Below are 20,034 nucleotides of genomic sequence, written 5' to 3'. Positions count from 1 at the left end.
CACGGGGCCGTACTCGGTCACCGGTCGTACTCGGCCACGGAGTCGTACTCGGTCACCGGTCCGCACTCGGCCACCGGGCCGCACTCGGCAGCCGAGCCGAGCCGAGCGAGCCGAGCGATCCAAACCGAGCGATCCGAGCGATCCAAACCGAGCGATCCGAATCGAGCCCCGCCCCGCCCGGCCCCAGCCCCCCGCCCTACGGCAAAGCGAATCCCGGGTCCATCCCGCCGAGCGCGTTCACGCACAGGCAGTCCCGCTGCCCGGTCTCCGGCAGGGCCGCCACCGCGTCGAAGAGCACGCCGCGCAGTCGGTCCACGTTGGCCGCGAACACGCGCAGGACCTCCTCGTGCGAGACGCCCTCGCCGGTCTCGGCGCCCGCGTCGAGATCGGTGACCAGGGTCAGCGAGGTGTAGCACAGCTCCATTTCCCGGGCGAGCGCCGCCTCGGGGTGGCCGGTCATGCCCACCACCGACCAGCCCTGGGCCTGGTGCCACAGCGATTCGGCGCGCGTCGAGAAGCGCGGGCCCTCGACCACGACCAGGGTGCCGCCGTCCACCGGTTCCCAGTCCCGGCCCCGGGCGGCCTTCAGCGCCGCGGCACGCCCGGTGGGGCAGTACGGGTCGGCCATGGACACGTGCACGACGTTCGGCACGGTGCCGTCCGGCAGCGGCAGCCCGTCGAAGTACGTCTGTGCGCGGGACTTCGTACGGTCCACGAACTGGTCGGGCACGAGCAGGGTGCCCGGCCCGTACTCGGGACGCAGGCCGCCCACCGCGCACGGACCGAGCACCTGCCGTACGCCGACCGAGCGCAGGGCCCACAGGTTGGCGCGGTAGTTGATGCGGTGCGGAGGCAGATGGTGGCCGCGGCCGTGCCGGGGCAGGAAGGCGACCTTCCGGCCGGCGACCTCGCCGAGGAAGAGCGAGTCGCTGGGCGACCCGTAGGGGGTGTCCACCTGGACCTCGGTGACGTCGTCCAGGAAGGAGTAGAAACCCGAACCGCCGATGACGCCGATCTCTGCTTTGGCCATGACCAGCACAGTAGCGGGCCGCGGGAGCACGGGGGGAGGCGGCGTCGGGGAAGGCCGAAGACCCCGCCGTCGTGTGACGGCGGGGTCCGGACGAGAGGTGTCAGGCGGCGGAGCTGCTGGCGGAGCCGGAGCCCGAAGAGGAGGCGGACGTCGAAGAGGACGTGGACGTCGAGGAGGACGCCTTCGCGTCGGACGACGAGCCGGCCGGCTTCGACGCCGGGCTGCTGCTCGACGTGGAGCCGCGGGAGTCGTTGCGGTAGAAGCCCGAGCCCTTGAAGACGATGCCGACCGCGGAGAACACCTTCTTCAGGCGGCCGTTGCAGTTGGGGCACACGGTCAGGGCGTCGTCGGTGAACTTCTGCACCGCCTCGAGGCCCTCGCCGCACTCGGTGCACTGGTACTGGTAGGTCGGCACTGTCTTCCTCCTGGCACTCTCACTCAATGAGTGCTAACGACGGTCCATAGTGACGTATTCCCGGGGATCAGTCCACCGTGACCGGCACGCGGTGACCGACGCCACGCGCGACCGTGCGGTTCCCGTGCCGTGCGGCCAGCCGCGAGCGCAGCGTCACCAGGATCGCCAGGGCGAGCACGGTGCCGCCCATCGGCACCAGGAACCCGGCGCCGTCCCACAGCCGGTCCTCCAGCTGTCCCGCGACCGTGACGGCGGCGGCCTGGCCGAGCGCGACGGCGCCGGTCAGCCAGGTGAAGGCCTCGGTCCGGGCGCCGGCCGGGACCAGGCCGTCGACCAGTGTGTAGCCGGTGATCAGGGACGGGGCGATGCACATGCCGACCAGCAGGCCGAGCGCGGCGAGCAGCGGCACCGAGTGCGCCGTCCACAGGGCGGACGCCGCCACCGCGAGCGCCGTGTAACCGAGCACCAGACGCTTCTGGGGGGCCGCCTTCCAGGCGACCGCACCGCAGACCACGCCGGAGAGCATGTTCCCTGCGGCGAAGACGCCGTACAGCACGCCGTTCAGGCCGGGTTCGCCGATCGACTCGGTGAAGGCCGCGAGCGACACCTGCATGCCGCCGAAGACCGAGCCGATGCCGAGGAAGGTGACGACCAGCACGCGCACGCCCGGGACGCGCAGGGCGGAGGCGTGCCGCACGCGCGCGTGCCCGCTCTCCCGGGACACCGGCGGCTGCGTGCTCTTCCGCGCGGCGAACAGCAGGCCGCCGACGAGGGTGAGCCCGGCCTCCGTGACCAGGCCCGCGGCCGGTGTCACGGCCGTGCACAGCGCGGTCGCCAGCAGGGGGCCGACGACGAAGGTCAGCTCGTCCGTGACCGACTCGAACGCCGCCGCCGTGGTCATCAGGGGCGAGCCCTGGAGCTTCACGCCCCAGCGCGCCCGCACCATCGGGCCGACCTGCGGGACGGAGGCGCCGGTCGGGACGGCGGCCAGGAACAGCGCCCACAGGGGCGCGTGCGCCAGTGCGAGCGCGGTCAGCGACAGGCCGGACAGCGTGTGCACCAGGACGCCGGGGATCAGCACGGCCCGCTGGCCGTAGCGGTCGGCGAGGCGGCCGCTGTACGGCGCGAACAGCGCCATGGAGACGCCGGTGGCCGCCGCGGCGGCACCCGCGGCGCCGTACGAGCCGGTGGTGTGCTGGACGAGCAGCACGATCGACAGGGTGAGCATCGCGAACGGCTGGCGCGCGGCGAAACCGGGGAGCAGGAACGTCCAGGCGCCGCGGGTGCGCAGCAGCTGTCCGTATCCGGGGCGGGGCGACGCCGGCTGGTTCTCCGCCGGCCGCGTGGTGACCGTGGACTCCACGGCCCGTGCCTTTCTTCCGCCTGGTAGCGCGCCCGTGCGGGGGGCGCCGAGAGCTGTCCTCTTGCGCGGAACTGCGGTAGATACCGGTGCCTCCGCGGAGGGTGTTCCGGCCGCCATACGGTCGCGCCAGCTCTGCATCAGGCAGAGTTGGTTCGATCAGGGTGCCTTCATACTACAGGGATCATGGCTCGTGCCCCTGTGAAAGAGAGCACGGTCGCAGGGACTGCCTGTGATTGCCGCGGGGTCATCCGCGCTCGCCGGCCGTGCCCAGCCAGTCCGCCAGCTTGCCGCCGCGGGCGACCGCGCGCAGCCGCCGTTCCGCCGCGTCGCGGACCGGGTCGGTGGCGACGACCAGCAGTTCGTCGCCGCGCCGCAGCACGGTCGAGGGCAGCGGCACGAACGACTTCCCCTCGCGCACGACGAGGGTGACGGCCGCGCCGGGCGGCAGCCGCAGCTCGCTGACCTCCACGCCGTGCATCCGGGAGCCCTCGGGGACGGTCACGGACAGCAGGTGTCCCCGGAGCCGTTCCAGGGGCGCCGACTCGATGCCGAGGTCGGCGGCCTCGCCCTGCTCCCCGAGCCGGAGCGTGCGGGCCAGCCAGGGCAGGGTCGGCCCCTGGACCAGGGTGTAGACGACGACCAGGACGAAGACGATGTTGAAGATGCGGCGGCTGCCGGCGACGCCGTTCACCATGGGGATGGTCGCCAGGATGATGGGCACGGCGCCGCGCAGCCCGGCCCACGACATCAGGATCCGCTCAGGCCGCGGCACCCGGAACGGCGCCAGGCTGACCACCACGCTCAGCGGGCGGGCCACCATGGTCAGCACCAGCCCGATGACCAGCGCGGGCACGATGTCGTCGCCCAGTTCGTGCGGGGTGACCAGCAGGCCGAGCACGACGAACATGCCGATCTGGGCGATCCAGCCGAGCCCCTCGGCGAAGCCGCGGGTGGCGGGCCAGTGGGGGAGCCGGGCGTTGCCGAGGATCATGGAGGCCAGGTAGACGGCGAGGAAGCCGCTGCCGTGCGCCAGGGCGCCGGCCGCGTACGCCGTGACGGCGATGGCCATCACGGCGATCGGGTAGAGACCGGAGGCGGGCAGCGCGACGTGCCTGAGCCCCCAGGAGCCGAACCAGCCCACCGCGAGGCCCAGCGCCGCGCCGATGGCCAGTTCCAGGACTATCTCGCCGAGCAGCAGGTACCAGTGCTCGACCGGGCCGGCCGTGCAGAAGGCGACGACCAGGATGACCACCGGGGCGTCGTTGAACCCGGACTCGGCCTCCAGCGTGCCCGTCACGCGCGCGGGGAGGGGGATCTTCCGCAGGACCGAGAAGACCGCCGCCGCGTCCGTCGACGACACCACCGCCCCGATGATGAACGCCTGCCGCCACTCCAGCCCGACCAGGTAGTGCGCGCCCGCGGCGGTGACGCCCACGCTGATCGCGACGCCCACGGTCGCGAGGACGGAGGCGGACGGCAGGACGGGCCGGATCTCCTTCCACTTCGTGCCCAGACCGCCCTCGGCGAGGATCACGACCAGGGCCGCGTACCCCATGACCTGGGTCATCGCGGCGCTGTTGAAGTGGATGTGACCGATGCCGTCCTGGCCGATGAGGACGCCGATCCCCAGGTACACGAGCAGGCTGGGGAGCCCGCTGCGGGAGGAGACCCGGACGGCCGCGACGGCGACGAGCAGGACGACGGAGCAGACGAGCAGGAGCTGGTTGAGGTGGTGAACAGTCAGGGGGCGTTCCTCCTCCGAGATCGGGCCCACGGATCTCCGGTTACTTCGTTACCTTACCTAACTCTTGACGATTTCTTGACGTTCGCGAGGCAAGATCGAACGCTCGTACGCGCTCGTTCCCGACTCCGCGTCAAGCGGGACGGGGCCCTGCGCCTATGGTTGCTCCAGCGCTCATTCAAAGTCACAGCCCGACCTGCCGCTCGCGTTAGGACAGCAAGGACAGCGATGCCCCCCAACACCACCGCCACCACGGGTGACACCGCCGCAGCGGGTGCCACGTCCGTCAAGTCCGGCAGGAAGAAGGGGCGCAAAGCCCGACTCATCGTGCTGGTGCTGGTCCTGGCCATCATCGGAGGCATCGCCTACGGGGCGTACTGGTCGATCAGCACCGTCCGCGCCTCCTTCCCGCAGACCACCGGATCGATCAAGCTCGACGGCCTGTCCGGGCCGGTCGACGTCAAGCGGGACGGCTACGGCATTCCGCAGATCTACGCGTCCTCGGACGAGGACCTGTTCATGGCGCAGGGCTACGTCCAGGCGCAGGACCGGTTCTACGAGATGGACGTGCGCCGGCACATGACCTCTGGGCGCCTGTCGGAGATGTTCGGCAAGAGCCAGGTCAAGAACGACGAGTTCCTGCGCACCCTCGGCTGGGACCGGATCGCCCGGCAGGAGTACGACACCAAGCTGTCGGCCGCCGCCAAGAAGTACCTTCAGGCCTACGCCAAGGGGGTCAACGCCTACCTCCAGGGCAAGGACGGCAAGGACATCTCCCTGGAGTACGCGGCCCTGGGCTTCGCCAACGACTACAAGCCGGAGAAGTGGACCCCGGTCGACTCCGTCTCCTGGCTGAAGGCGATGGCCTGGGACCTGCGCGGCAACATGCAGGACGAGATCGACCGCGCCCTCATGACCAGCCGCCTCGGCCCGCAGCAGATCCAGGACCTGTACCCGGCGTACCCCTACGGCCGCAACAAGCCGATCGTCCAGGAGGGCCAGTACGACGCGGTGACCCAGGCCTTCCAGCAGAGCGGCGCCAGCGGCTCCGCCGGAAGCACGGGCACGACGGGCGCGGCCGGGACGACCGGTACGACCGGCACGACGGGGACAACCGGCACGACGGGGACCGGCACGACCGGCACGACGGGCACGACCGGTACGACCGGCTCCTCCGCCTCGGCCGGGACGGGTTCGTCCCTCACGAGCCAGCTGGACGGCCTCTACGGCGTCCTGGACGACCTGCCCACGGCCGTCGGCGTGAACGGCCAGGGCATCGGCTCCAACTCCTGGGTGGTCGCCGGGAAGTACACCATCACCGGCAAGCCGCTGCTCGCCAACGACCCGCACCTGTCGGCATCCCTGCCGTCCGTCTGGTACCAGATGGGCCTGCACTGCCGCACCGTCTCCGGCAAGTGCCAGTACGACGTCACCGGCTACACGTTCGCGGGCATGCCCGGTGTGATCATCGGACACAACGGGAAGATCGCCTGGGGCCTGACCAACTCCGGGGTCGACGTCACCGACCTCTACCTGGAGAAGGTCAGCGCGAACGGCTACCTGTACGACGGCAAGGTCCGGCCGTTCAAGACCCGCCAGGAGACCATCAAGGTCGCCGGGGGCGCGGCCAAGACGATCGTCGTCCGGCAGACCCAGGACGGGATGCCGCTGCTGTCCGACCGTGACGACGAACTCGTCCAGGTCGGCAAGAGGGCCACCGTGAACGCCGCCGCGCCCGACCGCGGCGACGGCTACGGCATCGCCCTGCGGTGGACCGCGCTCGACCCGGGCACCACCATGGACGCCGTCTTCGCCCTCGACCGGGCCGGGGACTGGAACGACTTCCGCGCGGCGGCGGCCCTGTTCGACGTGCCCTCGCAGAACCTGATCTACGCCAGCACGGACGACCACATCGGCTACACGCTGCCCGGCAGGATCCCCGCCCGCACCGCCAAGGACTCCGGCGCCGTCCCGGTGCCCGGCTGGGACTCGAAGTACCGCTGGAAGGGCTTCGTCAAGCAGGACGAACTGCCCTACGAGTACGACCCGAAGCGCGGCTACATCGTCACCGCCAACCAGGCCGTGGTCGACCCGGACAGGTACCCGTACACCCTCACCACCGACTGGGGCTACGGCACCCGCAGCCAGCGCATCGCCGACCTGATCGAGTCCAAGATCAAGGACGGCGGCAAGATCTCCACCGACGACATGCGGCAGATGCAGCTGGACAACAGCAGCGAGATCGCCAAGCTCCTGGTGCCCAAGCTGCTGAAGATCAACCTGAAGGACGCGGACGTCCGCCAGGCGCAGAAGCTGCTGGAGGGCTGGGACTACACCCAGGACGCCGACTCCGCGGCGGCCGCCTACTTCAACGCCGTCTGGCGCAACATCCTCAAGCTCGCCTTCGGCAACAAGCTCCCCAAGGAGCTGCGCGTCAAGGGCCAGTGCCTGTGGGTCGACAAGATCGACAGCACCGGCCCGGTCGACGACGACACCAAGGTGCGCGAGTGCGGCCAGCGCGACGCCGACCAGGCGCAGCCGGACGGCGGCGACCGCTGGTTCGAGGTCGTGCGCACCCTGATGGACAAGCCGGACAGCGACTGGTGGAAGACGCCCAGGTCGGGCACCCGCCCCGCCGCAAAGAACCGCGACCAGCTCTTCGCCCGCGCCATGATCGACGCCCGCTGGGAGCTGACCGCCAAGCTCGGCAAGGACATCGACACCTGGAGCTGGGGCCGTCTGCACCGGCTGTTCCTGAAGAACCAGACGCTCGGCACCGAGGGCCCCAAGGCCCTGCAGTACCTCCTCAACCGCGGCCCCTGGAAGCTCAGCGGCGGTGAGGCGACGGTGAACGCGACCGGCTGGAACGCCGCCGGCGGCTACAACGTGGTCTGGGTGCCGTCCATGCGGATGGTCGTCAACCTCGCCGACCTCGACAAGTCCAAGTGGATCAACCTGACCGGCGCCTCCGGGCACGCCTTCAGCGCGCACTACACGGACCAGACGGGCAAGTGGGCCAAGGGCGAGCTGCTGCCCTGGTCGTTCTCCGGCGAAGCGGTGGACAAGAGCACGAGCGACACCCTGGTCCTCAAGCCCTGACCACCGGCACCGAGCACGCAACGGCCCTCCACGCGCGCGTGGAGGGCCGTTGCCGTTCGAAGGGCGGGTCAGCCCTCAGGGAAGCGGCGCACTCCCGACGGGGTCACCACCGCGTGCACCGGCTTGTCGTGCGCCTCCGCCGGCACGCGCGCGACGACCTCCGGGTCGTAGAGCAGGACCACGAGCAGGGGGCGCGCGCCCGTGCGCTCCAGCCGGGCCAGCACCCGGTCGTACGACCCTCCGCCCCGCCCAAGGCGCATCCCGCGCGCGTCCACCGCGAGCCCGGGCAGCAGGACCACGTCCGCGTCCGCCACGGCGTCCGGGCCCAGACGCGGACCGGAGGGCTCGAAAAGAGCCATCCTGCCGCCGTGTTGGACCCGGGCGAGGGAGTCCGGGCCGCCGTACTCGCCCCAGTCCAGGTCGTTGTCGGGCAGGAGCACGGGGAGCAGGACGCGCACGCCCCGCGCGCGCAGGGCGTCCATCAGGTCCAGCGTGCCGGGTTCGCCGCCCACCGAGACGTACGCCGCCACCGTGCGGCCACGCGCCAGCTCGGGCAGTTCCAGGGCGCGCTCCGCCAGCGCGCGGCCCGCCACGCGGACGTCATCCACCGTCAACCTGTTCCTCACCTCGAGGAACTCTCGCCGAAACGCGCGCTTGTCAGGCTCGCCCGTACGTCCGTCGTGTTCCACTGGTCGTCCTCGCGCCCTTCTTAATGCAGGTCATATAAGGGTCAAGCAACCTGAGCCACAGAATCCCCACAAAGGCACCGGATATGGTTGCGGGCATGACTCAGTCCCACCCCAGGATCAGCAAGGCTGTCATTCCCGCAGCCGGCCTCGGCACCCGGTTCCTGCCGGCTACCAAAGCCACTCCCAAGGAGATGCTGCCGGTCGTAGACAAGCCGGCGATCCAGTACGTGGTCGAGGAGGCCGTGTCGGCGGGGCTCGACGACGTCCTCATGATCACCGGGCGCAACAAGCGTCCGCTCGAGGACCACTTCGACCGCAACTACGAGCTGGAATCGGCACTGGAGAAGAAGGGCGACGCCGAACGGCTCGCCAAGGTGCAGGAGTCCAGCGACCTGGCCACCATGCACTACGTGCGCCAGGGCGACCCCAGGGGCCTCGGGCACGCCGTGCTGTGCGCCGCCCCGCACGTCGGCCACGAGCCCTTCGCCGTCCTCCTCGGTGACGACCTGATCGATCCCCGGGACCCGCTGCTCGCGCGCATGATCGAGGTCCAGGAGCGGCACGGCGGCAGTGTCGTCGCCCTGATGGAGGTCGCGCCCGAGCAGATCCACCTCTACGGCTGCGCGGCCGTGGAGGCCACCGCCGACGGTGATGTGGTCAAGGTGACCGGACTGGTCGAGAAGCCGGACCCGGCGGACGCCCCGTCGAACTACGCGATCATCGGACGCTACGTCCTCGACCCGCACGTGTTCGGCATACTGCGCAAGACCGAGCCCGGCCGGGGCGGCGAGATCCAGCTCACCGACGCCCTCCAGCAGCTCGCCCAGGACGAGAAGGTCGGCGGCCCGGTGCACGGGGTCGTCTTCCAGGGCCGCCGCTATGACACCGGTGACCGTGGCGACTACCTGCGTGCCATTGTCAGACTCGCGTGCGAACGTGAGGACCTGGGCCCGGACTTCCGGACCTGGCTCCGCAGTTACGTAGCCGAGGAGATGCAGCAGTCTTGAGCAGCGCCGCGACCCGCCCCGCCGGCCCGGACGACCTGTGGTCGGTGGACGAGCACCTTGAGGACATCCTCTCGACCGTCCACGCCCTCGAACCCATCGAGCTGCAACTGCTCGACGCCCAGGGCTGCGTCCTGGTCGACGACGTCACGGTGCCGGTGTCCCTGCCGCCGTTCGACAACAGCTCCATGGACGGGTACGCGGTGCGGGTCGCGGACGTGGCGGGCGCCGGGGAGGAGTTCCCGGCCGTCCTGGAGGTCGTCGGGGACGTCGCGGCCGGCGCGGCCGACCCGGTGCGGGTCGGTCCCGGACAGGCCGCGCGCATCATGACCGGCGCGCCGCTGCCGCCCGGGGCCGAGGCCGTCGTCCCCGTCGAGTGGACCGACGGCGGGCTCGGCGAGGGCCCGGTCAGCGGCATGCGGGCACGCAGCACGGCCCCCGAGGGCGCCGAGGGGCACGTGCACGTGTACCGCCCCGCCGAGGCACGCGCGCACGTGCGGGCCAAGGGCAGCGACGTGAAGGCCGGGGACCTCGCCCTGGAGGCCGGGACGATCCTCGGCCCGCCGCAGATCGCGCTCCTCGCCGCGATCGGCCGCGGCACGGTGCGCGTGCGCCCCCGCCCGCGCGTGGTCGTGGTGTCCACCGGCAGCGAACTCGTCCAGCCCGGCGAGCAGCTGGCCGGCGGGCAGATCTACGACTCCAACAGCTTCGCCCTCACCGCCGCCGCCCGGGACGCGGGCGCCATCGCCTACCGGGTGGGCGCCGTCGCCGACGACGCCGAGACCCTGCGCTCCACCATCGAGGACCAGCTCATCCGCGCCGACCTGCTGGTGACCACGGGCGGGGTGAGCGTCGGGGCGTACGACGTCGTCAAGGAGGCTCTGGCGTACGCCGCGGACGCGGACGAGGCGGGCGGCGGTGTGGAGTTCCGGAAGCTCGCCATGCAGCCCGGCAAGCCCCAGGGCTTCGGTTCCATCGGCCCCGACCACACCCCGCTGCTGGCACTGCCCGGCAACCCGGTGTCGTCGTACGTCTCCTTCGAGCTGTTCGTCCGGCCCGCCATCCGCGCGCTGATGGGCCTCACGGACCTCCACCGGCCCCGCGCGCGGGCCGTGCTCAAGGCCGACGGGGCGCTGCGCTCGCCCAAGGGCCGCCGCCAGTTCCTGCGCGGCGCCTACGCCGACGGCGAGGTGACCCCCGTGGGCGGCGCCGGTTCCCATCTGATCGCCGCGCTGGCGCAGGCCGACGCGCTGATCGTGGTGCCCGAGGACATGGAGTCCGTGGAGCCCGGCAGCGAGGTCGAGGTGGTCCTGCTCGGCTGAGCCCGGCTGGTTGGCGGTACCGTGTCGCGCACAGCAGGCCCGCGCGCCGCACCGCGCCGGGCCCGGACCGGGAGTGCCACAGCCATGACCCAGCCTTCCCGGGGGGAGACCCCCGGAACCCCTGTGCAGGACCGACTGACGCACATCGACGAGGCGGGCGCGGCCCGTATGGTCGACGTGTCCGGGAAGGACGTGACCGCGCGCACCGCCCGCGCCAGCGGCCGGGTCCTCGTCGCACCGCGCGTGGTCGAGCTGCTGCGCGGGGAGGGCGTGCCCAAGGGGGACGCCCTGGCCACCGCGCGGATCGCCGGGATCATGGGCGCCAAGCGCACCCCGGATCTGATCCCCCTGTGCCACCCGTTGTCGGTGTCCGGTGTGACACTGGACCTGTCGGTCGCGGACGACGCCGTGGAGATCCGGGCCACCGTGAAGACCACGGACCGCACGGGCGTCGAGATGGAGGCCCTCACCGCGGTGACGGTCGCCGCGCTCACCGTGATCGACATGGTCAAGGCGGTCGACAAGGGGGCGGTCATCACGGACGTACGGGTGGAGGAGAAAACGGGCGGCAAGTCGGGCGACTGGAGCCGGGCATGACTTTCGACGACGGCACCGGGGGCGCTCTGCGCGCGCCGTACGCCGCGCTGGTCGTCACCGCCTCCAACCGGGCCGCCGCCGGTGTCTACGAGGACAGGGGCGGCCCGCTGATCGTGAAGGGCCTGCGGGACCTCGGGTTCGCCGTGGACGGGCCGCGGGTGGTGCCCGACGGGGCTCCGGTGGAAGCGGCCCTGCGCGCGGCCGTCGCCTCCGGGTACGACGTCGTCGTCACCACCGGCGGCACCGGCCTGTCGCCCACCGACCGCACCCCCGAGGCGACCCGCGCGGTGATCGCGTACGAGGTGCCGGGCATTGCGGAGGCCATCCGCGCGTACGGGCGGGACAAGGTGCCGACCGCGGCGCTGTCCCGGGGCCTGGCCGGAGTGGCCGGGCGCACGCTGATCGTCAACCTGCCCGGGTCGACCGGCGGGGTGCGCGACGGGCTCGCCGTGCTGGAGCCCCTGCTGGTCCACGCCGTCGACCAGATCCGCGGCGGTGACCACCCGAGACCCGGTGGTACGGGGGGTGCGAGCTGAACAGCCCTTCCTGGCCCGTCGTGCTGGCGGACGGCGATGTCGTCCTCCGGCCGATAAAGCTGCGCGACCAGCGGGTCTGGCGCGAGGTGAACCGGCGCAACCGCGACTGGCTGCGCCCGTGGGAGGCGACCATCCCGCCGCCCACGCCGAGCGGGCCGATCGCGCACCGGCCGACCTACCGCCAGATGGTCCGGCATCTGCGCTCCGAGGCGAACGCGGGCCGCATGCTGCCGTTCGTCATCGAGTACCAGGGGCAGCTGGTCGGGCAGTTGACGGTCGCCGGGATCACCTGGGGGTCGATGTGCTCGGGGCACGTCGGCTACTGGGTGGACGAGGCGGTGGCCGGGCGCGGGGTGATGCCGACGGCCGTCGCGCTCGTGGTGGACCACTGTTTCCGCACCGTCGGCCTGCACCGCGTCGAGGTCTGCATTCGCCCGGAGAACCGGCCGAGCCGGCGGGTCGTGGAGAAACTCGGATTCCGCGAGGAGGGGCTCCGGCCGCGTTATCTGCACATCGACGGCGCCTGGCGCGACCATCTCGTCTTCGCGCTCACCGCGGAAGAGGTGCCCGACGGGTTGCTCACGCGGTGGAAGCGGGCGCGGTCGCGAGGGAGCCAGCGCACCGAGAGTCCGTGAATTGAATATGTGTTCGAAAATGATCGGCAGTTGACCGTCTCGGGGCGCCGAATTCCCGGCCGCGGCGGTCCTCTGATCGCAAGCGTCGCAAAAAATGCTGGAAATATGAGCCAGATCGTGCGACACACCGGCCCAATTGGCGGATGGCCTCACACAAACCCCTCTACGGTGTGACCGTGAGCAGCAGCGGCCTCATCTACGCAGTCATTGTCGGGGCCTGGGCCGCCTACTTGGTGCCGATGTGGCTCCGTAGGCAGGACGAGCTGAACGAGGCCCGTCCGACGGAACGCTTCAGCACCGCCATCCGGCTGCTGTCCGGACGGGCGGGTATGGAGCGCCGGTACGCCAGGGACCTGCGGGCGCGCTCCGCCCAGGAGGGGGAGCCGGACGCCGTCGATCCGGACGCCGTCACCGACTCGGTGGACGTCCGGGCCTTCGCCGTGCCTCCGACCCGCCGTCAGGTGGCCGTCGAGGCCGACTCCGAGGCGCCCGGCGGCACCGAGGCGCCGAGCGACCACGCCTCCGTCCCGGCGTCCCGGCCCGCCCCCGCTCCGGCGACCCCGCCGGCCCAGCAGCGTGAGCCGGCAGCACGGAGCGCGCCCTCGGCGCAGTCGGCCGCGGCACGCGCCCGGCGCACCAAGGTGCTCGCGCGCCGACGGCGCACCACCGTGGTGCTCTTCCTCGCCTTCACCCTCGGCGCGATCGTCGCCGCCGTCGGGGGCCTCGCCTTCCTCTGGGTACCCGGCGCTCCCGCCGTGCTCCTCAGCGCGTACATCGCCTATCTGCGCACGCAGGAGCGCCGCCGGTTCGCCTACCAGATGGACCGGCGCCGTGCCGAGGCCGCCGCCCAGCGCCTGCGCGCGCGCCAGCCCCGCCGGCGCGCGCCCCTGGAAGCGGGACCGGCCGCCGAGAAACCGGAGGAGGCTCAGGCCGCCGAGACCGGCACCGGACTGTCCACGCTCGCCGCCGACCGGCGCGCCCTCGTCGAGCAGACCGACCACGCCGAGTGGGTCGACCAGCAGCGCGAGCGGCAGCGCAGGCCCGGTCACGGGGACAGCTGGGACCCGGTGCCGGTACCGCTGCCCACCTACGTGACCGCGCCCGTCGCACCGCGCGCGACATCCGACGTGGATCTCGGCGCGCCCGACACCTGGAGCTCGGCGCGCTCCAGCGCGGTCGTGCCGGAGCAGGAGACGGGCCACGCGCCCGGGAGCGAGGCGCGCGATCCGGAGGCGGTGCCCGGGCAGAAGAAGGGGGACGAGGCGCCGGACGGCCGCCCCCACCCCCGGACCCGCTCGCGCGGCGGGGCCTCCGCCGCGGCCGCCGCCCGCCGGGCCCGGGAACGCGGACGCACGCCGCTGTTCGACCAGTACGACCCCTACGAGGACGACGACCGTCCGCGCGCGGCCAACGAGTGACCCCGGTCACCCCGGAAACCCCCGTCCTGACCAGTCAGGGAGCGGATTTCCAAGCACCCCGATCGGGATGCTAAAGTTTCACTCGTTGCAAGGGCCTGTGGCGCAGTCCGGTAGCGCACCTCGTTCGCATCGAGGGGGCCAGGGGTTCAAATCCCCTCAGGTCCACTGCACGACGAAGATCCCGTCGGTCATCACGACCGGTCGGGATCTTCGTCGTTCCCGGCCGTGCGGCAGCGGCGTCGCCGCCTGGGCGGCGACTTCGACCGCTCCCGGTCAGAGCCGCTTGGCGTAGCAGAGGCTCTCCTCGTGATGCCGGTAGTAGCCGAACTTGGCGCACGGCTCGTAGCCGCTGGAGGTGTACAGGGCGACGGCCTCCGGCTGCTTGGTGCCCGTCTCCAGGACCATGCGGACCCGGCCGGCCATGCGGGCGTCCTCCTCCAGGGCCGCGAGCATGCGGCGGGCCAGGCCCCGGCCGCGCATCTGCGCCACGACGTACATCCGCTTCAGTTCCGCGTCGCCGTCCTCGTTGCCCTCCTCGTTGCGGTCCTGGCTGCGCCAGCCGCCGGTGGCCACGGGGCGGTCGCGCTCGTCGTAGGCGATCAGGTACACACCCCGGGGCGGGTCGAAGTCGGCGGCGTCCAGGGCGGTGGCGTCGCCCCCGTCGCCGTAGCGCTGGTGGTACTCGGCCTGGACCTCGCCGTTGAGCTTCACGGCGTCGGGGTGATCGAAGCGAACGCGGCGGATATTCATGCTGGGCATCGTACTTCTATGCAGTCGGCGGGTGGTCCCGGATTTTGTGGACCCGGTCCAGTGTGCCGGTATCGTGCCCGGGTGCTGACTGTGACCTCGGTGAACGTGAACGGGCTGCGGGCCGCCGCGAAGAAGGGCTTCGTGGAATGGCTCGCCGGGACGGACGCGGACGTCGTCTGCCTCCAGGAGGTGCGGGCCGAGCCGCACCAGCTGCCCGAGGAGGCCGGCCGGCCCGACGGCTGGCACGTCGTGCACGCCCCGGCCGCCGCCAAGGGCCGCGCGGGCGTCTCCCTCTACACCCGGCGCGAGCCCGACCGGGTCCGGGTCGGCTTCGGCTCCGCCGAGTTCGACGGCAGCGGGCGCTACGTCGAGGCGGAGCTGCCCGGCGTCACCGTCGCCTCCCTCTATCTGCCCTCCGGCGAGGTCGGCACCGAGCGGCAGGACGAGAAGGTCCGCTTCATGGGCGAGTTCCTGGCCCATCTGAAGGAGCTGCGCGAACGGGCCGCCGCCGACGGGCGCGAGGTCCTCGTCTGCGGCGACTGGAACATCGCCCACCGCCAGGCCGACCTGAAGAACTGGCGCGGCAACACCAAGAACTCCGGCTTCCTGCCCGAGGAGCGGGACTGGCTCGACCGCGTCTTCGCCCCCGAGGACGGCGGCTACGTCGACGTCGTCCGCGCCCTGCACCCGGACGCGCAGGGCCCGTACACCTGGTGGTCGTACCGGGGACGGGCTTTCGACAACGATTCGGGCTGGCGCATCGACCTCGCCGTGGCGACGCCCGGGCTGGCCCGGCGTGCGGTCAAGGCGGTGGTGGAGCGAGCGGCCAGCCACGAGGAGCGCTGGTCGGACCACGCGCCGGTGACGGTCGTCTTCGACCTCTAGGGCCCGGCGTTCGGATCACGCCGGGCCCGCCCGGTCAGTCCGGCTTGTTCAGCCGGCGGTCCAGCGCCAGGGAGAGTTCCGCCTCGACCACGCTGCGGGCCAGCGGGCGCAGCCGGCGCAGGTCCTCCTCGGGGCCGTGGCGCAGGATCAGGTCGGCGAAGAGTTCGGCCAGGGCGTCGGCGTGCTCGCGGACGCGGGCGCCGGCCGCCAGCACCTCGGCGAGCGGGATGCCCTCGCGGACCAGCGCGGAGGAGACGTCCAGCAGACGCCGGCTGATGTGGACGATCTCGTCGCCGTCGGTGCCGAGGTAGCCCAGGTCCAGGGCGGCGGCCAGGTTCTCGGGGGTGACCTCGCCCTCGAAGCGGGCGGCGAGTTCCTCGGGGGTGAGGCGGACGGGCTCCTCCTCGGTGGGGGCGCCGACGCCGAGCAGGTCGGCGACGTCGCGGCCCTGGTCCAGGGCGTCCGCGAGTTCGGCGATGCCGTTCAGGGTGTGGCCGCGTTCCAGGAGTGCCGCGATGGTGCGCAGCCGGGCCAGGTGGTGGTCGTCGTACCAGGCGATGCGGCCCTCGCGGCGGGGTGGCCCGATCAGCTTGCGTTCGCGGTAGAAGCGCAGGGTGCGCACGGTGATGCCGGCGCGCCGGGCCAGCTCCTCCATGCGGTACTCGCGCCTGACCGTGGGGTGTTCCGCGTCCTCTGCCACGACCGCAGCCTATGGCGTACTGCCGGTAACTTTCCTTCGGCCACCCCCTACCGCTCGGTAGGCGGCTGCTCTACAGTCCCATTGCGCCAGTGTTCACTGGCGGAGTTCCTAGGCGATGCGTGGAGGCTTCGGGATGGCCGAGCACGAGCATGTACGGGTGGCGGTGATCGGGTCCGGGTTCGGCGGGCTGGGGGCCGCCGTGCGGCTTCGCCGCGAGGGAATCACCGACTTCGTCGTCCTGGAGCGGGCCGACAGCGTCGGCGGCACCTGGCGGGACAACAGCTACCCCGGCTGCGCCTGTGACGTGCCCTCGCACCTCTACTCCTTCTCCTTCGCGCCCCACCCGGACTGGCCGCGCACCTTCTCCGGACAGCGGCACATCCGCGCCTATCTGGAGCACGTCACCGACCTCTTCGGGCTGCGCCCGCACCTCCGCCTCGGCTCCGAGGTGAAGCTGATGACCTGGGACGACGAGAACCTGCGGTGGACGATCGAGACCACGCGCGGCACGCTGACCGCCGACGTGGTCGTCTCCGCCACCGGGCCGCTGTCCGACCCGAAGATCCCCGACGTCCCCGGTCTCGACTCCTTCCCGGGCAAGGTGTTCCACTCCGCCCGCTGGGACCACGACTACGACCTGCGCGGCAAGCGGGTCGCCGTGATCGGCACCGGAGCCTCCGCCATCCAGATCGTCCCCGCCATCCAGCCGCAGGTCGGCCGGCTCACCCTCTTCCAGCGCACCCCGCCCTGGGTGCTGCCCCGCGTCGACCGCGCCATCAGCGGCGCCGAGCGCTGGCTGCACCGCCGGCTGCCCGTGACCGCCCAGGTCCGGCGCGGACTGCTGTGGGGCATCCGGGAGCTGCAGGTGCAGGCGTTCACCAAGCGCCCGGACGAACTCGGCCTCGTCGAGCAGCTCGCCAAGCGGAACATGGCCCGCGCGATCAAGGACCCGGAGCTGCGCGCCAGGCTCACCCCGGACTACCGCATCGGCTGCAAGCGCATCCTGCTGTCCAGCGCGTACTACCCGGCGCTGGCCAGGCCGAACGTGGACGTCGTGGGCGGGCTGAGCGAGATCCGCGGGTCCACGGCGGTGGCGGCCGACGGCACCGAGGCCGAGGTCGACGTGATCATCTTCAGCACCGGCTTCCACGTCACGGACATGCCCATCGCCGAGCGCGTGGTCGGCGCGGAGGGCATCACGCTCGCGGAGTCCTGGAAGAACGGCATGCGGGCGCTGCGCGGTGCCTCGGCGGCCGGGTTCCCGAACTGGATGTCGATCATCGGGCCCAACACCGGCCTCGGGAACTCCTCCATGATCCTCATGATCGAGTCCCAGCTCAGCTACATGGCCGACTACCTGCGCCAGCTCGACGTCCTGGGCGGCCGTACCGCCCTCGACGCGCGGCCCGCCGCCGTCGACGCCTGGAACGACAGGGTGCAGGAGCGCATGAAGCGGACCGTGTGGAGCACCGGCGGCTGCACCAGCTGGTACCTGGACGCGAGCGGCCGCAACACCACCATCTGGCCCGGCACGACGACCGAGTTCCGGCGCGCCACCCGGCGGGTGGACCTGGCGGAGTACGAGGTGCTGCGCAAACCCGCGCCGGTCTCCGGCGCCGGGCCGGCCGGCCGCACGAGCGGGGCCGCCGCATGAGCCGGAGCGCCCACGTCACCTCCGGCCCCTACGCCCCGCCCGCCCCGGCCCGTACCTTCACCGCCGTCTCCGCCGACGGCGCGCGGCTGCACGTCGAGGTGCACGGCCCCGAGGACGCGCCGCCGGTCGTCCTCGCCCACGGCTGGACCTGCTCGACGGCGTTCTGGGCGGCCCAGATACGGGACCTGGCCGCCGACCACCGGGTGATCGCCTACGACCAGAGGGGGCACGGGCGCAGTCCCGCGAGCCCCGCGTGTACCACCGAGGCGCTGGCGGACGATCTCGAAGCGGTGCTCGGGGAGACGCTGGCGCGCGGGGAGAAGGCGCTCGTCGCCGGTCACTCCATGGGCGGCATGACGGTCATGGCGGCGGCCGGGCGCCCGCGCTTCCGGGAACACGCCGCCGCCGTCCTGCTGTGCAGCACGGGGAGTTCGGGGCTGGTCGCCCAGTCGCGCGTGGTGCCGTTGCCCGCCGGGCGCGTGCGTACCTGGCTCACCGGGCGCGTCCTCGGTTCCCGCGCGCCGCTCGGGCCGGTCACACCGCTCGCGCGGAGCGTCCTCAAGTACGCCACGATGGGCGCGGGTTCGGCCCCGCACATGGTGGAGGCGTGCGCGCGGATCGTGCACGCCTGCCCGCGCACCGCGCGACACGCGTGGTCGGCCGTCCTCGCCGGGCTCGATCTCGACCACGGCGTACGGCGGTTGAGCGTGCCCACCGCCGTGCTGCACGGCGCGTCCGACCGGCTCACACCTGCGGCGCACGCCCGGTCGCTGGTCGCCGCGCTGCCGCACTGCGTCGGCCTCACCGAGCTGCCCGGTGTCGGCCACATGACCCCGATCGAGGCCCCGGAGCCGGTGACCGGCCGCATCCGGGAGCTCGTCGGCACCTATGTCACGGGGGTTGTCCCCGAGGACGGTTCCACCCCCGCGCGGATCAAGGAGGGCGCATGAGCAGGGTCAGCCTCGAAGGGCAGGTCGCGGTCGTCACGGGAGCGGCGCGCGGCGTCGGTGAGCTGCTGGCGCGCAAACTGTCCGCGCGCGGCGCGAAGGTGGCGCTGGTCGGGCTGGAGGAGGAGGCGCTGAAGGAGGTCTCCGGGCGGCTGCACAGCGACAGCGCCCACTGGTACGCCGACGTCACCGACCACGAGACGATGAGCCGGGTCGCCGAGGAGGTGAAGGCGCGGTTCGGGAAGGTCGACATCGTGGTCGCCAACGCCGGTGTGGCGACGGGCGGTCCGTTCGCCGACTCCGATCCGCAGGCATGGCGGCGGGTGATCGAGGTGAACCTCATCGGCTCGGCGGTGACCGCGCGGGCGTTCCTGCCGGTGCTCGTGGAGAGCCGCGGCTACCTGCTCCAGATCGCCTCGCTCGCCGCGATCACTCCCGCGCCGATGATGACGGCGTACTGCGCGTCCAAGTCGGGCGTGGAGGCGTACGCGCACAGCCTGCGCGCCGAGGTGGGCTACCAGGGCGTCCGGGTGGGCGTCGGGTACCTGTCGTGGACCGACACCGACATGGTGCGCGGGGCCGACCAGGACGACGTGATGCGGGAGCTGCGGCAGCGGCTGCCGTGGCCGTCCAACAAGACCTATCCGCTCGGTCCGGCCGTGGACCGGCTCGTGGAGGGGATCGAGCGGCGCTCGGCGCACGTGTACGGGCAGTGGTGGCTGCGCGGCATGCAGGGGGTGCGCGGATACCTGCCGGCGCTCATCGGGACGGTCGGGCAGCGGGAGATGAAGCGGTTCGCGCCCCGTCTGAAGGGCATGCGTTCCGGACTCGTCGGCGCAGGTGGGGCGGCTGACGAGGCGGCTCGCGCTACGCACCGTAACTGATCGACATGCAAGGTGTGTTCGCCCGTGTGAATCTGGTCGAGGCCCCACCGACGGGGCCGGACCCCCACTCATCACGGGAGTGAACCCACATGGGTATGAAGGACCAGTTCCAGGAGAAGTCGCGCCAGGCCAAGGAGAAGATGGACCAGGGCCGCGAGAAGGCCGGCCAGCGCGGTCCGCAGCAGGGCCGCCAGGGCCAGCAGCAGGGCCGCCAGGGCCAGCAGCCCTCGGAGCGCGGCAGCCACAACCACCGTGACATCGAGGACACGGAGCGGCAGATGGAGGACCGGATCGACCGGGACTACGACGCCTGACCGCTGCTGACGGCCTCGGCCGGTTGACGAGGGGTGCCCTTCTTCCGGGAG

19 protein-coding genes and 1 tRNA gene are annotated in these 20,034 nt (G+C 72.1%); 13 read left to right on the top strand and 7 right to left on the bottom strand.

The genetic code is table 11. The features are described from left to right. Positions 1–196 precede the first annotated feature (196 nt). The 4 genes from LG395_RS07765 to LG395_RS07750 all read right to left on the bottom strand — a co-directional run bounded on the left by LG395_RS07765 (position 197) and on the right by LG395_RS07750 (position 4,582). Positions 197–1,030 (bottom strand): S-methyl-5'-thioadenosine phosphorylase, encoded by an 834-nt coding sequence (locus LG395_RS07765; RefSeq protein WP_171155403.1) that lies wholly within the window; start codon positions 1,028–1,030, stop codon positions 197–199. 100 nt (positions 1,031–1,130) lie between these two features. Next, entirely contained in the window at positions 1,131–1,445 is a 315-nt protein-coding gene (locus LG395_RS07760; protein WP_171155405.1) for an FmdB family zinc ribbon protein, read from the bottom strand. Between the two features lie 67 nt (positions 1,446–1,512). Then, positions 1,513–2,808, bottom strand: a complete 1,296-nt coding sequence (locus LG395_RS07755) for an MFS transporter (protein WP_171155407.1) — start codon at positions 2,806–2,808, stop codon at positions 1,513–1,515. 244 nt (positions 2,809–3,052) lie between these two features. Next, positions 3,053–4,582: a potassium/proton antiporter gene (locus LG395_RS07750; RefSeq protein WP_171155409.1), complete on the bottom strand. Its 1,530-nt coding sequence runs from the start codon at positions 4,580–4,582 to the stop codon at positions 3,053–3,055. Positions 4,583–4,777: 195 nt separating this feature from the next. Here LG395_RS07750 and LG395_RS07745 point away from each other — a divergent pair, with 195 nt between their 5' ends. Next, positions 4,778–7,648, top strand: coding sequence for a penicillin acylase family protein (locus tag LG395_RS07745; RefSeq protein ID WP_225808891.1), 2,871 nt, complete (start codon positions 4,778–4,780; stop codon positions 7,646–7,648). A gap of 68 nt (positions 7,649–7,716) precedes the next feature. On the opposite strand, the gene LG395_RS07740 is transcribed toward LG395_RS07745, so the two are convergent. Further along, entirely contained in the window at positions 7,717–8,337 is a 621-nt protein-coding gene (locus tag LG395_RS07740; protein WP_225808890.1) for a 5-formyltetrahydrofolate cyclo-ligase, read from the bottom strand. 95 nt (positions 8,338–8,432) lie between these two features. Here LG395_RS07740 and galU point away from each other — a divergent pair, with 95 nt between their 5' ends. The 7 genes from galU (at position 8,433) to LG395_RS07705 (ending at position 14,014) form a co-directional block, all read left to right on the top strand. After that, entirely contained in the window at positions 8,433–9,344 is a 912-nt protein-coding gene (galU, locus tag LG395_RS07735) for a UTP--glucose-1-phosphate uridylyltransferase GalU (RefSeq protein ID WP_171155415.1), read from the top strand. Then, positions 9,341–10,663 (top strand): molybdotransferase-like divisome protein Glp, encoded by a 1,323-nt coding sequence (gene glp / locus LG395_RS07730; RefSeq protein ID WP_225808889.1) that lies wholly within the window; start codon positions 9,341–9,343, stop codon positions 10,661–10,663. The genes galU and glp overlap by 4 nt, the downstream gene beginning before the upstream one ends. Before the next feature lie 84 nt (positions 10,664–10,747). Continuing rightward, positions 10,748–11,260, top strand: coding sequence for a cyclic pyranopterin monophosphate synthase MoaC (moaC, locus tag LG395_RS07725; protein WP_225808888.1), 513 nt, complete (start codon positions 10,748–10,750; stop codon positions 11,258–11,260). Continuing rightward, the gene (locus LG395_RS07720) at positions 11,257–11,796 is read left to right on the top strand and encodes a MogA/MoaB family molybdenum cofactor biosynthesis protein (protein WP_171155418.1); all 540 of its coding nucleotides are present in this window, start codon (positions 11,257–11,259) and stop codon (positions 11,794–11,796) included. The genes moaC and LG395_RS07720 overlap by 4 nt, the downstream gene beginning before the upstream one ends. A 20-nt stretch (positions 11,797–11,816) precedes the next feature. Beyond that, positions 11,817–12,431, top strand: a complete 615-nt coding sequence (locus LG395_RS07715; RefSeq protein ID WP_225808887.1) for a GNAT family N-acetyltransferase — start codon at positions 11,817–11,819, stop codon at positions 12,429–12,431. 176 nt (positions 12,432–12,607) lie between these two features. Continuing rightward, positions 12,608–13,849, top strand: a complete 1,242-nt coding sequence (gene sepX, locus LG395_RS07710) for a divisome protein SepX/GlpR (RefSeq protein WP_225808886.1) — start codon at positions 12,608–12,610, stop codon at positions 13,847–13,849. A gap of 91 nt (positions 13,850–13,940) precedes the next feature. After that, positions 13,941–14,014: transfer RNA gene (locus LG395_RS07705), tRNA-Ala, on the top strand. A gap of 108 nt (positions 14,015–14,122) precedes the next feature. Here the strand turns inward: LG395_RS07705 and LG395_RS07700 are convergent. Continuing rightward, positions 14,123–14,599, bottom strand: a complete 477-nt coding sequence (locus LG395_RS07700; RefSeq protein ID WP_225808885.1) for a GNAT family N-acetyltransferase — start codon at positions 14,597–14,599, stop codon at positions 14,123–14,125. Positions 14,600–14,680: 81 nt separating this feature from the next. On the opposite strand from LG395_RS07700, the gene LG395_RS07695 reads away from it, so the two are divergent. Then, entirely contained in the window at positions 14,681–15,484 is an 804-nt protein-coding gene (locus tag LG395_RS07695) for an exodeoxyribonuclease III (RefSeq protein ID WP_171155424.1), read from the top strand. A 34-nt stretch (positions 15,485–15,518) separates the two neighbouring features. Here LG395_RS07695 and LG395_RS07690 read toward each other — a convergent pair whose 3' ends face one another. Next, positions 15,519–16,139: a MerR family transcriptional regulator gene (locus LG395_RS07690; RefSeq protein WP_225809041.1), complete on the bottom strand. Its 621-nt coding sequence runs from the start codon at positions 16,137–16,139 to the stop codon at positions 15,519–15,521. Between the two features lie 178 nt (positions 16,140–16,317). Here LG395_RS07690 and LG395_RS07685 point away from each other — a divergent pair, with 178 nt between their 5' ends. The 4 genes from LG395_RS07685 to LG395_RS07670 all read left to right on the top strand — a co-directional run bounded on the left by LG395_RS07685 (position 16,318) and on the right by LG395_RS07670 (position 19,983). Beyond that, a complete protein-coding gene (locus LG395_RS07685) occupies positions 16,318–17,838 on the top strand; it encodes a flavin-containing monooxygenase (RefSeq protein WP_225808884.1) in 1,521 nt (506 codons plus the stop codon). Continuing rightward, the gene (locus LG395_RS07680; RefSeq protein ID WP_225808883.1) at positions 17,835–18,788 is read left to right on the top strand and encodes an alpha/beta fold hydrolase; all 954 of its coding nucleotides are present in this window, start codon (positions 17,835–17,837) and stop codon (positions 18,786–18,788) included. The genes LG395_RS07685 and LG395_RS07680 overlap by 4 nt, the downstream gene beginning before the upstream one ends. Continuing rightward, positions 18,785–19,669: an SDR family oxidoreductase gene (locus tag LG395_RS07675; RefSeq protein ID WP_171155429.1), complete on the top strand. Its 885-nt coding sequence runs from the start codon at positions 18,785–18,787 to the stop codon at positions 19,667–19,669. The genes LG395_RS07680 and LG395_RS07675 overlap by 4 nt, the downstream gene beginning before the upstream one ends. Before the next feature lie 89 nt (positions 19,670–19,758). Next, complete coding sequence (locus tag LG395_RS07670; protein ID WP_171155431.1) at positions 19,759–19,983, top strand: hypothetical protein; 225 nt, start codon at positions 19,759–19,761, stop codon at positions 19,981–19,983. The last annotated feature ends 51 nt before the right edge of the window (positions 19,984–20,034 follow it).

Source organism: Streptomyces spinosus (assembly GCF_020400655.1).
Classification (GTDB): Bacteria; Actinomycetota; Actinomycetes; order Streptomycetales; family Streptomycetaceae; genus Streptomyces; species Streptomyces argyrophylli.
The sequence above is the reverse complement of the archived record's forward strand: the minus strand, read 5'-3'. Positions and strand labels throughout refer to the sequence as shown.